Origin of the sequence: Streptacidiphilus jeojiense (assembly GCF_000719095.1) — a bacterium.
Classification (GTDB): domain Bacteria; phylum Actinomycetota; class Actinomycetes; order Streptomycetales; family Streptomycetaceae; genus Streptacidiphilus; species Streptacidiphilus jeojiensis.
The window spans coordinates 1-210 of record NZ_JOEH01000134.1 but is presented as its reverse complement, the minus strand read 5'-3'; the positions used below and the strand labels follow the sequence as shown (position 1 = coordinate 210).

At 53.8% G+C, this 210-nt stretch carries 1 rRNA gene; it reads right to left on the bottom strand.

Features of this window, described 5'->3' with window-relative positions:
• A 23S ribosomal RNA gene (locus tag IF29_RS0141360) occupies positions 1 to 210 on the bottom strand; the annotation flags it as partial.

Here is a 210-nt window from a genome sequence, read left to right as displayed (position 1 = left end):
TTCGTGCAGGTCGGAACTTACCCGACAAGGAATTTCGCTACCTTAGGATGGTTATAGTTACCACCGCCGTTTACTGGCGCTTAAGTTCTCAGCCTCGCCACACCGAAGTGCAGCTAACCGGTCCCCTTAACGTTCCAGCACCGGGCAGGCGTCAGTCCGTATACATCGCCTTACGGCTTCGCACGGACCTGTGTTTTTAGTAAACAGTCG